The sequence below is a fragment of the Acinetobacter sp. WU_MDCI_Abxe161 genome (genome assembly GCF_025514355.1).
GTDB lineage: Bacteria > Pseudomonadota > Gammaproteobacteria > Pseudomonadales > Moraxellaceae > Acinetobacter > Acinetobacter pittii_E.
In genome coordinates this window covers 35808-49155 of the sequence record NZ_JAHPTU010000002.1, presented here as the reverse complement: position 1 = coordinate 49155, position 13348 = coordinate 35808, and the positions used below count along the sequence as shown (strand labels likewise).

Annotated in this window: 12 protein-coding genes; 7 read left to right on the top strand and 5 right to left on the bottom strand. The window is 37.6% G+C overall.

Features of this window, described 5'->3' with window-relative positions; translation table 11 throughout:
- Positions 1-12 precede the first annotated feature (12 nt).
- Entirely contained in the window at positions 13-735 is a 723-nt protein-coding gene (locus tag KTI78_RS02130) for a pirin family protein (protein WP_057106166.1), read from the bottom strand.
- A 607-nt stretch (positions 736-1342) separates the two neighbouring features.
- On the opposite strand from KTI78_RS02130, the gene KTI78_RS02125 reads away from it, so the two are divergent.
- From KTI78_RS02125 to KTI78_RS02115, 3 genes are all read left to right on the top strand, one after another.
- Positions 1343-1585 (top strand): hypothetical protein, encoded by a 243-nt coding sequence (locus KTI78_RS02125; RefSeq protein WP_262445042.1) that lies wholly within the window; start codon positions 1343-1345, stop codon positions 1583-1585.
- Between the two features lie 304 nt (positions 1586-1889).
- Entirely contained in the window at positions 1890-3209 is a 1320-nt protein-coding gene (locus tag KTI78_RS02120; RefSeq protein WP_216969224.1) for an NCS2 family permease, read from the top strand.
- Between the two features lie 116 nt (positions 3210-3325).
- Positions 3326-4324 carry an adenosine deaminase gene (locus KTI78_RS02115; protein WP_224992454.1) on the top strand — a complete coding sequence of 333 codons (999 nt, stop codon included), beginning with the start codon at positions 3326-3328 and terminating at the stop codon, positions 4322-4324.
- 43 nt (positions 4325-4367) lie between these two features.
- Here KTI78_RS02115 and KTI78_RS02110 read toward each other — a convergent pair whose 3' ends face one another.
- Positions 4368-4925 (bottom strand): cytochrome b, encoded by a 558-nt coding sequence (locus KTI78_RS02110; protein WP_239968014.1) that lies wholly within the window; start codon positions 4923-4925, stop codon positions 4368-4370.
- A gap of 238 nt (positions 4926-5163) precedes the next feature.
- On the opposite strand from KTI78_RS02110, the gene KTI78_RS02105 reads away from it, so the two are divergent.
- Both KTI78_RS02105 and rnhB read left to right on the top strand, forming a co-directional pair.
- Positions 5164-5547, top strand: coding sequence for a hypothetical protein (locus KTI78_RS02105; RefSeq protein WP_262445041.1), 384 nt, complete (start codon positions 5164-5166; stop codon positions 5545-5547).
- A 71-nt stretch (positions 5548-5618) separates the two neighbouring features.
- A complete protein-coding gene (gene rnhB, locus KTI78_RS02100) occupies positions 5619-6185 on the top strand; it encodes a ribonuclease HII (protein ID WP_262445040.1) in 567 nt (188 codons plus the stop codon).
- A 67-nt stretch (positions 6186-6252) separates the two neighbouring features.
- Here rnhB and csrA read toward each other — a convergent pair whose 3' ends face one another.
- From csrA to alaS, 3 genes are all read right to left on the bottom strand, one after another.
- On the bottom strand, positions 6253-6507 hold the full coding sequence (gene csrA / locus KTI78_RS02095; RefSeq protein ID WP_000906487.1) for a carbon storage regulator CsrA: 255 nt from the start codon (positions 6505-6507) through the stop codon (positions 6253-6255).
- 246 nt (positions 6508-6753) lie between these two features.
- Complete coding sequence (locus KTI78_RS02090; RefSeq protein ID WP_016141772.1) at positions 6754-8034, bottom strand: aspartate kinase; 1281 nt, start codon at positions 8032-8034, stop codon at positions 6754-6756.
- 65 nt (positions 8035-8099) lie between these two features.
- On the bottom strand, positions 8100-10736 hold the full coding sequence (gene alaS, locus KTI78_RS02085) for an alanine--tRNA ligase (protein WP_262445252.1): 2637 nt from the start codon (positions 10734-10736) through the stop codon (positions 8100-8102).
- A 270-nt stretch (positions 10737-11006) separates the two neighbouring features.
- Between alaS and KTI78_RS02080 the strand changes: the two genes are divergently transcribed.
- On the top strand, positions 11007-12026 hold the full coding sequence (locus KTI78_RS02080) for a type I glyceraldehyde-3-phosphate dehydrogenase (RefSeq protein ID WP_262445039.1): 1020 nt from the start codon (positions 11007-11009) through the stop codon (positions 12024-12026).
- Positions 12027-12184: 158 nt separating this feature from the next.
- A complete protein-coding gene (locus KTI78_RS02075; RefSeq protein ID WP_262445038.1) occupies positions 12185-13276 on the top strand; it encodes a hypothetical protein in 1092 nt (363 codons plus the stop codon).
- Positions 13277-13348: the final 72 nt, after the last annotated feature.

Sequence of the window (13348 nt, the reverse complement as noted above, 5' to 3'; positions counted from 1 at the left end):
GGCTTAGTTGCATTATGGCATGGTTGGAACTTCTTCAGGACGCATATCGAAAATCAAAATTTCGGCATGATCACCATCGGTAAAAGATAAGCTTCCACCTTCACGAATACGTGCCGCATCGCCAGTGTTAAAGGTTTTACCATTTACATCGACACGACCTTTAGCAACGTGTAGGTAAACATATCGACCCTCAGGAATCACAAATTCAGCAGTTTCTTCACCATTAAAAAGACCTGAGTAAATATTAATATCTTGTTTAATGAATAAAGTTTTTTCACCACCTTTAGGTGAAATGATCAAATGCAATTTACCGCGTTTGTCTGCTTCATCAATATGAACTTGTTGATAGCCCGGATCTGTATTCACTTCATTCGGGACAACCCAAATTTGCAAGAAATGGACGCCTTCTTGAGCTGAATGATTAAATTCACTATGTGCAACACCACGACCTGCACTCATGAGCTGAATGTCACCCGGCACAATCACCGAACCTGTACCCATCGAGTCTTTATGCTCTAATGCACCTTCAAGCACATACGAAATAATTTCCATATTACGGTGAGGGTGGGTACCAAAGCCTTTAGATGGAGCAACGTTATCATCATTAATTACAAGTAGGTCTGAAAAACCAACTTGTTTAGGGTCCCAATAGTTAGCAAATGAAAAGCTATGTTTTGATTGTAACCAACCATGATGTGCTGCACCACGTTCGTGAGATAAACGCATATCAAACATGATGTATTCTCCTCATTTAATTTTTTATCTGAGCACAGTTTATCGTAGCGTTTATAGGAGTGAAGCACCGAAAATAGAAAGCTTGGTGCGATTTATGGAACGATAAAAATAGGACGTAGTTTTGCTTCTAAACAGAAAAGCAAAGAAACAAAAAATTATTTTTAAACGATATGTGGAATTCTTGGGGTAGAAGTTTTTAGTTTATAAGTTAAACAGGAAACACAAAAAATTAGTCGCTAAAGAAACAATTTTCAAGAAGACCTCAACGACAAAAATAACTTCTTTTTATTTTATTCAAGGTTTAATAAATACAAAGAAATTTTAAGCGATATACACATTTGTCTATGCTCTATCTTTAAAATAACTTAATAATTAAAACTGATAAAAAGCTAATATTAAAAATAACTAAAATAAGCTGATATAAAATAAAGTTACTTTTCAATTGAAAAGTTTAATAATTATTAAGAGTATCATAAATAATTAAAAAATCACCTTTCTTTTCAATTATTTGAGTAAGAGGGTGCTATTGTAAATAAATGTGAAAATATTCACAAAGCTATAATTTTTTGTTAAGATCATTAACATTAAAAACATAGAGATAATAATAATGATCAATAAAGTATTAATAGTGTTGTGTGTGAGTATTGTCTTTGTATTAGGATATTGGGCCTATTTGGATAGTCAAAATAAAAGACATCAAGAGCTCATGCGGATCATACAAGAAGCTGAAAGAAACCTACAAAGTATCGAACGTAATCCAAACCATGCTCATCACAGCAATTTAGCTTCTTATAATATGCAAGAATATATCGGTGACAAAAAATTATTTTCTGGCAGTATTGAGCTATAAATTTCTAACTTTTACAGTGTCATTGGTCATATCTTTTCATAAATTTTGATCATATTTCTGTTGAATCTGTTAAACTTATTGAACGTATAGTAAAAAAGCTGCATAGGGGTTATGCAGCTTTTTTGTGTTTCAAGAGGGGCTGTGGTTATTTTCTATGCATAAAACAGACATCAAATGAGTGGCATATTTGTTGCTTCATAAGTTTGAGATTCTTGTTTATAGGGCTGAACAGAAAAACAATATTGTTCAGTGACCTACATAGACGTAAATATTCCACAGTTCAGATTTTGCATAGAGGCTACTTATGGCGGCGCCCAATTCTTCGGCAGGCTGGTTAGAGCGTTTATTTAAGTTAAGCGACAATAAAACCACTTTCCGAACTGAAGTTCTTGCTGGTGTAACTACATTCCTAACGATGTGTTACATCATTATTGTCAATCCACTCATTTTATCTGAAACCGGCATGGATCATGGTGCCGTATTCGTTGCGACCTGCTTGGCGGCAGCAATCGGATGTTTAGTGATGGGGATCATTGCTAATTATCCAATCGCACTGGCCCCTGGTATGGGTTTAAACGCTTACTTTACCTATTCGGTTTGTATGGGGATGGGCGTGCCATGGCAAACAGCTTTAGCGGCTGTTTTTGTTTCAGGCCTTGTCTTTCTTGCAATTAGCTTCTTTAAAATTCGTGAAGCGATTGTCAATGCGATTCCGATGTCGCTTAAGTTTGCAATTGGCGGTGGTATTGGTTTATTCCTAGCACTGATTGCACTAAAAAATGCCGGAATTATTGTTGATAACCAAGCAACTTTGGTTGGTTTGGGCGATATCAAACAACCAACAGTACTATTAGCGTTATTCGGATTTTTACTGATTGTGGTTTTACACCAATTAAAGGTTCGCGGCGCAATCATCATTAGTATTTTAGTTGTTACTGCAATTGCTACTGCTTTAGGTCTAAACGAATTTAAGGGTGTAGTGGGGCAAATTCCTTCAATTGCACCAACGTTCATGCAAATGGATTTTGAAGGTCTATTTACAGCAAGTATGGTCGGTGTCATCTTTGTATTCTTTATTGTCGACTTGTTTGACAGTACGGGTACTTTGGTTGGTGTATCGCATCGTGCTGGTCTTTTACAAGACGGTAAATTACCTCGTTTGAAAAAAGCATTATTTGCAGACTCTACTGCAATTGTTGCTGGTGCTGCATTAGGTACATCTTCAACTACGCCATATATTGAATCAGCTTCAGGTGTAGCAGCAGGGGGACGTACTGGTTTAACCGCTGTTGTCGTTGCAGTTTTATTTATCTGCTGTTTATTTTTAGCACCTCTTGCTCAATCTGTACCAGGTTTTGCAACTGCGCCAGCTTTATTGTTCATTGGTGTGTTGATGATTCAAGGGATCACTCACATTGATTGGGATGATATTACTGAAGCTGTTCCAGCATTTTTAACCATTGTATTTATGCCATTTACCTATTCAATTGCTGATGGTATTGCAATGGGCTTTATTAGCTATGCATTAGTTAAATTATTCACGGGTAAGGCAAAAACTGTACCGTACATGGTATGGATTATTGCTGCGCTTTGGGTATTTAAATTTATCGCGTTTGGCGGTTAATATGATTTTTTATAATTTTCTTCTTGAGCTATCTTAGACATAGTTTTCAATAAGAAGAAAATTATAAAAGGGTGTGATTTTGACCACACCCTTTTTTCTTTAGACGTGGAGTTAATATGAATCAAGTCGAGCTGATTCGCGCCTTACCAAAAGCCGAATTGCATGTACATATTGAAGGGACTTTTGAACCTGAATTAATGTTTGCAATTGCCCAGCGCAATCAGATTCAGATTCCTTACAAATCTGTTGAAGAAGTAAAGCAAGCTTATAACTTTCATAATCTTCAATCATTCTTAGATATTTACTATGCTGGTGCGAATGTTCTTGTACATGAACAAGACTTTTACGATTTAGCATGGGCTTATTTTGAAAAATGTGCCGAAGATCGTGTTGTTCACACGGAAATGTTCTTTGATCCGCAAACCCATACTGACCGTGGTGTTGCATTCTCAACAGTGATTAGCGGTTTAAAGCGCGCTTGTGCAGATGCTAAAGCTAAGTTTGGTATCAGCTCTCAACTGATTATGTGTTTCTTACGTCATTTAAGCGAAGAAGCTGCATTTGAAACGCTTGAACAGGCGCTGCCGTTTAAGCAAGACATTATTGCAGTAGGCCTCGATTCAAGTGAAGTAGGGCATCCACCAGCTAAGTTTGAACGTGTTTTTGCTAAGGCACGTGAAGAGGGTTTCTTAATCGTTGCTCACGCTGGCGAAGAAGGTCCGCCTGAATATGTATGGGAAGCTTTAGATCTACTTAAAGTGAACCGTATTGATCATGGTGTGCGTTCTGAAGAAGATGAACAATTAATGGCGCGTTTAATTAACGAAAAAATGCCTTTAACCGTTTGTCCTTTAAGTAACTTAAAGCTATGTGTTGTTAAAGATATGAAAGATCATAATATCCGTCGTCTATTGCAAAAAGGCGTACACGTGACGGTTAACTCAGATGATCCTTCATATTTCGGTGGGTATATGAATGACAATTTCTTTGCCGTCCAGCAAGCTTTAGACTTAAACAATGATGAATTGAAGCAACTCGCAATTAACTCTTTTGAAGCCTCTTTCATTTCAGATGAAGAAAAACAAAAGTGGATTGCAGAAATCCAAAAAATCTAAATAAAAAACCGCCTATCTCAGGCGGTTTTTTTATACTTACGTTTTATTTAGGTTGTTTGGTCATACTATTTAAAATATTGTCTTTATCGATAAAGTGATGTTTTAAAGCTGCAAGTACATGCCCAACAATAAGAAAACCTGCAAACCAAGAAATATAAATATGTAATGGTTTCACAACAGCTAAAAGCTCTGGGTTATCTTGCACTAAACGCGGAATTTCAAATAAATATAAAACTGGAGCAGGGTGACCAGCACTCCAACTAAACAAACAACCAGTGACAGGTAAAGCCACCAAAATTACATACAAGAATAGATGACCAACATGTGCCAGAGTTTTCATCATTGGAGACATGGTGTCAGGTAGTTTTGGAGCTGGATGAGTATAGCGCCATAAAATCCGGATAATGACTAAAAAGATAATGGTCGTTGCAATATTCTTGTGCAATGTAATGACATCGCCTTTAAAGCTGCCATCAACGTCATAACTTAAAAAATTTCCACTATAAAAGCCAATAACCCATGCTGTGATGAAAATGATTGCCATCACCCAATGCAGGATTTGTGCGGTACGGGTGTAATACTGAGAGGAAACAGCAGGCATAAAAGACCCTTTTTTTGTCGTTTTGATTCGTGATTTTAGGGGAAATCGCAGATTTTGAGAAATATTTTAAATGTAACGGAGCGTGCTAAAAACAGAACGTATTAAGCTAAAAAAGCAATTGATGAGCTGAGTTTCGTTTCGGAAAAGAGTTTGCATAAATGCATCAAATTATTTGTTTCTTCTAAAGTCGAGTTTAGGCACAATACGCGCTGCCAAGGTTCAATCAAAGGAAAAAATGATGAAAAAATTGATGCTCGCTCTAGCACCAGTTGTTTTAGCTTTAACAGCATGTGCAACGACTACAGGCACTGACACAGGTTCTGCACAAACGACAACTCAACAATTAGGCGTTGCTGCGTTAAAAGTTGCTGTAAATGCTAAATGTATTACAGAGATTAATAATGTTGCCGCTTGGAAAACAGCAACAAAATATATGACTGCTGAGCAACGTGATAGCATCCAAACCAATGTATGTGATTGTGTGAGCGAAAAAGCTCCAAACAGTGTGACTGCAGTAGAATTAGCAGCAGCTGCACTTGATGTAAACACACGTGCTACAATCGTAAACCAAGTGGTTTCTAAAACTGTAAACGCTTGTGTGGCAGAAGCTTTACAAAAGTAATTAATAATTTTGTGTTAAAGAAGGCTGATTACTATTGATCAGCCTCTTTTGTTTTTAAAGGTAGTGAGTCGATGTTTATTGCTGGTGTAGATGAGGCAGGACGGGGGCCTTTAGTAGGTTCGGTTGTGGCAGCAGCTGTGATTTTAGATCCGAATAATCCAATTTTGGGATTGAATGATTCTAAAAAATTAACTGAAAAGAAACGTGAAAAGTTGTTTATTGAAATACAAGAAAAAGCCTTAGCTTGGTCAATTGCCGAAGCAACACATGCTGAAATTGATGAACTAAATATTTTACAGGCAACTTTTTTGGCTATGCAACGTGCTGTTGATGGTTTGAAAACGCAACCACAAAAAGTAATTGTAGATGGCAACCAAATTCCGAAAGGAATTATTATTCCTTGTGAAGCCATTGTTGGTGGAGATGCAAGCCATGCTGAAATTAGTGCAGCGAGTATCTTGGCAAAAGTGACACGAGATCGACAAATGGCAGAATTAGATCAGCAATATCCGTTATTTGGTTTTGCCAAACATAAAGGATATCCAACCAAAGCGCACTTTGAAGCGATTGCTGTGTATGGCGTGATTGATCAGCATCGCCGTAGTTATGCACCTGTTAAACGTGCTTTAGGTTTATAAATACAAACACTTAAAAAATTTAAAGCGACTATAAAGTCGCTTTAATTAGGGAGAGAACAACTTCATACTAACGATTGAAGTTTTTCTGTGCATAATTATCATCTTCATAAGAAACTTGATAATCTTGATCAAGATGTTGAAGGTGTTCATGCATTGCACGTTCATGTTGAATACGTTGATAAATTTCTTCGCGATGAACAGAAACCTCTTTTGGTGCATTCACACCAATTCGAACTTGGTTTCCTTTGACGCCAAGCACAGTAACACTGACTTGATCCCCAATCATTAATGTTTCCCCGACACGGCGGGTCAGAATCAGCATGTTTATCTCCTTGCTAAACGCTTAAAACTGCAATATTGGTACCCAAATAAAAAGCTCAACCTCAGTTTTCAGTCAGATTCTAACAGAAATATGAGAACAAAGTCATATTTTGATAATCTCTGCCAAAAAACTTTCCGTTTAATATAACAGAGCCGCTATAAAAAAAACTATAGCGGCTCTGTGTTTTCTTTGATTATTGTCGGACAAGTAAACATTTTTTAATGAATTCTTGACCGTTCGGTACATTTAAGCGCGTGCGCTGCTTTCACCATGTTCACGATCTAAACCAAAAGCGGTATGTAGACAACGAACTGCAAGCTCAAGGTATTTCTCGTCGATAATGACAGAAACCTTAATTTCAGATGTTGAAATCATAAGGATGTTGATACCTTCATCAGCAAGGGCAGTGAACATTTTGCTCGCTACACCTGCGTGTGAACGCATACCTACACCAACGATAGACACTTTAACGATGTCATCACGTGTTGAAACTTCACGTGCACCAATATTTTTGGCAGTTTCATTTAAGATTTTTTCAGCTTTCGCTAAATCAACACGGTTTACAGTGAAAGTAAAATCTGTTGTGCCATCTTCTTCAACATTTTGGACTATCATATCCACTTCAATGTTGGCATCACTCACTGGTGATAAAATTTTAGAAGCAATACCTGGCTCATCAGGTACACCTAAAATTGTTAATTTTGCTTCGTCACGGTTAAAAGCGATACCTGCAATGATTGGCTGTTCCATAGTGTCTTCTGCCTCAGTAGTAATGAGTGTACCTACATTTTCTTTAAATTCGTCGTCAAATGCGCCGTCGTCATCATTATCAAAACTTGATAATACGCGTAAAGGAACCTGATATTTTCCGGCAAATTCTACTGAGCGAATCTGTAAAACTTTAGAACCTAATGATGCCATTTCTAGCATTTCTTCAAAAGAAATACGGTCGATTTTTTTGGCTTTAGGAGCAACACGAGGATCAGTGGTGTAAACGCCATCTACATCAGTATAAATCTGACATTCGTCAGCTTTTAAAGCAGCAGCAAGGGCAACACCAGAAGTATCTGAACCACCTCGACCTAGTGTTGTAGTATTTCCATTGGCATCAAAACCTTGGAAACCAGCAACTACAATAACACGGCCTGCATCTAGATCATTGGTCATGACATCTGTATCAATAGACTCGATACGCGCCTTGGTAAATGCACTGTCAGTTTTAATACCGACTTGACGTCCGGTATAGGATTTAGCTTCCACACCAATCGAATTAAGTGCCATAGCTAACATGGAAATCGTCACCTGTTCACCGGTTGAAACCATTTGGTCTAACTCACGTGGGTCAGGTGTTTCGGTAATGGCTTTAGCGAGAGCAAGTAAGCGGTTTGTTTCACCACTCATTGCAGATACGACCACAACAACCTTGTGACCGTGATCATGCCAACGCTTCACACGACGAGCAACATTTAAAATGCGCTCGGGGGTACCCATAGAAGTACCGCCATATTTTTGAACGATTAATGCCATAGTTGTTCCATATAAGCCATGACCCTGAGAGGCTTTTCAGGGTCAGTTACACAAAAAGTGAAGTCTTATTTTTGTTCAAGCCATGCAGGCAATGCTGCGATCACTTGTCCAAACTTCTCGTTAAGTGGCGCGCCACCTTGTGCTAAGTCAGGTTTACCACCACCTTTACCACCTAACTCAGTTGCTAGATGTTTGATGATGTCACCTGCTTTTAGATTTGCAGTGTATTGTGATGCAACTGAAGCAAGTAGACTAACTTTGTCACCCTCTACACCAGCTAACACAATAACTGCATTCTCTAATTTTGATTTAACACTGTCATGTAAGTTGCGAAGTGATTTTGCATCTACACCTTGGACAGTGGTAATAAGCGTTTGACGACCAGCAATGGTTTGTACCTGGTCAATCAATTCTGACGCTTGGAAGTTTGCCAATTTCTGATTGAGTTGTTCAATCTGCTTTTGTAATGCAGAAACCAATTCAACATTGGCTTGTACACGCTCAACAGTTTGGTCTTTCTGTGCTTTTAATAAGCCATTAATGTGCTGGATATCAGCATCAGTTTTTTGTACTACATCTAGCGCTTTAGTACCTGTAACAGCTTCAATACGACGTACACCAGCAGCTACACCACCTTCAGAAGTGATTTTGAATAAACCAATATCACCTGTACGTTTAACGTGAATACCACCACACAGTTCAATTGAGAAGTTTTTCTCATCAATAATTGAACCCATAGAAAGTACGCGTACTTCATCACCGTATTTTTCACCAAACAACATCATGGCACCTTTAGCTTTTGCAGCTTCAATGTCAAGAAGTTCGGTTGTTACAGCACTATTTGCGATAATTTCTGCATTCACTAAACGCTCAACTTGTTGTAACTGTTCAAAAGTTACAGGTTGATCATTAGCAAAGTCGAAACGTAAGATATCACTTGCAACTAAAGAACCTTTTTGTTGTACATGTGAACCTAAGATTTGACGAAGGGCAGCATGTAATAGGTGAGTTGCAGAGTGGTTACGAGCTGTTGCATCACGAATGTCTGCTTTAACAATCGCTTCAACATTTTGCTCGGCTTTAAGACTACCAACGGTCACAATACCTTGATGAACAAAGGCACCGCCGGACTTTTTAGTATCTTGAACTTCAAAAATACCAGTTTCGTTTTTGAAGATACCAGTGTCGCCAATCTGACCACCACTTTCAGCATAGAAAGGAGTTTGGTTTAAAACGATAAGTGCTTCATCACCTTCAGAAACTTCATCAACTTGTACGCCATCTTTATAGATCGCTACAATTTGACCTTGACCAGTGGTGTTGATGTAACCGTCAAACTGGGTTTCGCCTTCAACTTTTACAATGTTGTTGTAGTCAACTGCGAATTTACCAGCATCACGAGCGCGTTGACGCTGTGCAGCCATTTCCACTTCAAAGCCTGCTTCATCAATGATAAAGCCACGTTCACGTGCAATATCAGCAGTTAAGTCAGTTGGGAAGCCGTAAGTGTCGTAAAGTTTAAATACAGTCGCACCAGGAATCGTCTTATCTTTTAATTGAGCAAGTTCGCCTTCAAGTAGCTTTAAGCCTTGCTCAAGTGTTTTAGCGAACTGTTCTTCTTCACGAATTAAAGTTGCTTCAATCACATCTTTACGAGCTGCAAGTTCTGGATATGCATCACCCATGACTTCAATTAAAGGTTGCAACATTTTGTAGAAGAACGTACCAGTTGCACCAAGTTTATTACCGTGACGCACAGCGCGGCGGATAATACGGCGAAGTACATACCCACGACCTTCATTGCTTGGGTTAACACCATCAGCAATTAAGAAGCAGCATGAACGCGCATGGTCGGCAACAACACGTAAAGAAGGCTGACCTTGGTCTTCAATACCAATAATATTTGCAGCAGCTTTTAATAGGTGTTGGAACAGGTCAATATCGTAGTTCGAATTCACATGTTGCAATACAGCAGAGATACGCTCCAAGCCCATGCCTGTATCGACAGATGGAGCAGGGAGAGGGTGAAGTACGCCATCAGCAGTACGATTAAACTGCATGAAAACGTTGTTCCAGATTTCAATGAAACGATCACCGTCTTCTTCAGGTGAGCCTGGTAAACCACCCCAAATGTGATCACCATGGTCAAAGAAAATTTCAGAACATGGACCACATGGGCCAGTATCACCCATTGCCCAGAAGTTATCAGATGCGTATTTTTCGCCTTTATTATCACCAATACGGATAATACGTTCTGGCGCTAAACCGATTTCTTTGTTCCAGATGTCGTAAGCTTCGTCATCAGTATGGTAAACCGTGACATAAAGTTTATCTTTTGGTAAAGCGAGCCATTGTTCGCTGGTTAAAAATTCCCATGCGAATTTAAGTGCATCACGTTTGAAATAATCACCAAATGAGAAATTACCTAACATTTCAAAGAATGTATGGTGACGTGCAGTGTAACCAACGTTGTCTAAGTCATTGTGTTTACCGCCAGCACGTACACACTTTTGTGATGTGGTCGCACGTACATAGTCACGCTTCTCAAGACCTAAAAAGCAGTCTTTAAACTGGTTCATCCCAGCATTTGTAAATAATAAAGTTGGGTCGTTGGCAGGAACAAGAGAACTCGACGCGACACGTGTATGCCCTTGCGTTTCAAAGTAGCGCAAAAATGCTTCACGAATTTCAGCAGATGTCATTAAACGAGTACTCACAACCAAGTCACTCCATATTTTCGAATTTGGCTAAAAGTATCAATGCCTGTTTGTTTTATACAAAACCTGAGCATGTGATACGGGGCTTATTTTTTAAAAACGCTAAATTGTAGCGGAAAAACCCCACCGAACCAACGATTTTAAAAGGAATATCTTACAAAACTGTGATTTGGCTAAAAATCTATATTCAATTGGCTGTGACGTGCTTTACTATATGCCTTCTTTAGTTTGTAGTTTTGTTGATAAGGATAGGTCATGCAACGTATCGCCATTAATGGGTTTGGTCGAATTGGACGTAATGTTTTACGCGCCTGGTTCGAGAGCCCAAAACAATTTCATTTTGAAATCGTGGCGATTAACGATATAGCAGATGTCCAGACATTAGTGCATTTATTTAAATATGATTCTACACATGGCCGTTTCAATGGAAATGTAGAAATATTGATTGAAAATGAAAAAGTTTTTTTGAATATTCAGTCAAATCAACGAACACTAAAAGTTGAGGTTTTAAAGCAGAAACAACCTGAACTTTTACCATGGTCTAGTTTAGATATTGATGTGGTGCTTGAGTGTACTGGACTGTTCCGTTCTCATGCCGATGCAACACGTCATCTACAAGCAGGGGCGAAGCGTGTCATTATTGGGGCAGCACCTTTTGATCATGTAGATGCAGCTATTGTTTATGGTGTGAACCATAATGAAGTCAAAGTAACTGATAAAATTATATCGAGTGTGTCATGTACTACGCAGGCTTTGGTGCCATTAGTAAAAATTATTGATGATGCATTTGGTATTGAAACTGCGCTTATGACCGAGATTCATGCAGTAACGGCAGACCAGTCTGTACTTGATCACGCGCACCGTGATTTACGCCGTGCTAGAGCTTCAGGACAAAATATTATTCCGACCACGTCTAGTGCACTCGGCGCATTAAAACGTGTTATGCCTAAAATGGAAGACCGTATTGATGGTTATTCAATTCGAGTGCCAACTATTAATGTGGCTGCAATTGACTTAACTTTTATCGCGCAATCTCCAATTACTGTGCATCATATTAATGAGTTACTCATTAAAGCATCTCAAACAGACTATGCAGAAATTATGGCAGTAACAGATGAGCCATTGGTTTCAAGTGATTTTAATCATTCACCTTATTCACTCATTGTTGATTTAACCCAAACTATGGTGGTTGGACATCAAGCTAAAGTATTCGCCTGGTACGATAATGAATGGGGCTATGCAAATCGATTATTGGATCTGTGTGACTCTTTCTAAATGTAAATTTAAATCATTTAAGGGTGTTGAATTAACATCCTTTTTATGATTATTAATTTATAATTTAAAAATAATTAAAATTCTAAATATTCATGTTGTGTAAAATTATATCTATTTGTATGATTCGCAAACATTAAAATTTTAATTATAGAGTTCATATGAAATTTAACTCAAAAAAAATAAGTGGTTTTTTAATTTTTACATCTACTATTATTTTAGCTGCTTGTGGTGGTGAAGGCTCAGATCAAAATACCCATGATCAAGCTGAAAATAATTTAGAAAAAGAAGACAAAATTTACCAAGTTTATTATCAACCTTCTGATATTTCTTCAGGTATCTATAGTGATTCTTTTGAAATTACTCAATATCCAATTAAGAATAATGAAATCTTCTTTGCAAAGTCACATAACCAGCCGTTAGAAACTGAGGTTTTAACTGAAAAGAAAGTTTTAAATAAAGGGACCTTACAAACCAATATTGTGAAAAGGTTAACATCTAGCAGTTGGACTTATGAGTTAACACCTGATTTGAAAAAGAATTTAAAGTTTGAAATTGTGAAGTTGGATAGTGAAAATATCTTTGACCGTGTATTGCCGGGCTATAAAGAAAATAAAAATCTAGAAACTGGTCTTCATAATCAACTTGATAAAAATTTAATTGAATTTTATCAAAACTATAAGAATGTTAGATTTCCAAAAAATAGTTATTGTTATCGTTTAAAAGAGACTCAATGGAATCAATCTTATATTTCAGATATATCTGGTTTTGATTCAAATCCATCGTTTAGTGAGAAAAAGCAGAAAATTATCGAAAGATATAATAACCTAGGTTCAGATAAAAAGTATTTTAGGCTTCTAAATTCACAGTGGTACGGCTATAACTTAACTGTTTTAGAAAACTTAGAAACAGGTGATATTCAAAGCGCATTGGGAAATAATAATAACCAGTCTGCTTTTTTTATTAATTTTATATCAAGTAGTCGGTGGGATGCTGATAGAAATTTAGCTTATGAGAAGTCTCATCTATATTCTGCCGATGATAACCCGCTTAATGAGGTGCACTCATTAATTGCTTTCAAACAAAAGCTAAAAATCGCAAATCTTGAAAAAGGTTGTTTTGCTTTTAATACTCAAGCAGCTCAAGCTATTCAAAGATTAAATTTAGTTAACTGGCAACCAGGTGATAGTTCAGATATTGGCCCATTCTTTGGTCGAAGAACTTTTGCCTATAATGTGAGTGAAGCAGAATAAGGTATTGAATATTCTTGTTAATTCATAAAATCTTCTTTTTGACTTTAGAGTTTATTAAGAAAGATTTATGCA

Coding starts and splice junctions, on each gene's coding strand:
- KTI78_RS02130 (WP_057106166.1), bottom strand. CDS start 735: ATGTTTGATATGCGTTTATCTCACGAACGTGGTGCAGCACATCATGGT.
- KTI78_RS02125 (WP_262445042.1), top strand. CDS start 1,343: ATGATCAATAAAGTATTAATAGTGTTGTGTGTGAGTATTGTCTTTGTA.
- KTI78_RS02120 (WP_216969224.1), top strand. CDS start 1,890: ATGGCGGCGCCCAATTCTTCGGCAGGCTGGTTAGAGCGTTTATTTAAG.
- KTI78_RS02115 (WP_224992454.1), top strand. CDS start 3,326: ATGAATCAAGTCGAGCTGATTCGCGCCTTACCAAAAGCCGAATTGCAT.
- KTI78_RS02110 (WP_239968014.1), bottom strand. CDS start 4,925: ATGCCTGCTGTTTCCTCTCAGTATTACACCCGTACCGCACAAATCCTG.
- KTI78_RS02105 (WP_262445041.1), top strand. CDS start 5,164: ATGAAAAAATTGATGCTCGCTCTAGCACCAGTTGTTTTAGCTTTAACA.
- rnhB (WP_262445040.1), top strand. CDS start 5,619: ATGTTTATTGCTGGTGTAGATGAGGCAGGACGGGGGCCTTTAGTAGGT.
- csrA (WP_000906487.1), bottom strand. CDS start 6,507: ATGCTGATTCTGACCCGCCGTGTCGGGGAAACATTAATGATTGGGGAT.
- KTI78_RS02090 (WP_016141772.1), bottom strand. CDS start 8,034: ATGGCATTAATCGTTCAAAAATATGGCGGTACTTCTATGGGTACCCCC.
- alaS (WP_262445252.1), bottom strand. CDS start 10,736: ATGACATCTGCTGAAATTCGTGAAGCATTTTTGCGCTACTTTGAAACG.
- KTI78_RS02080 (WP_262445039.1), top strand. CDS start 11,007: ATGCAACGTATCGCCATTAATGGGTTTGGTCGAATTGGACGTAATGTT.
- KTI78_RS02075 (WP_262445038.1), top strand. CDS start 12,185: ATGAAATTTAACTCAAAAAAAATAAGTGGTTTTTTAATTTTTACATCT.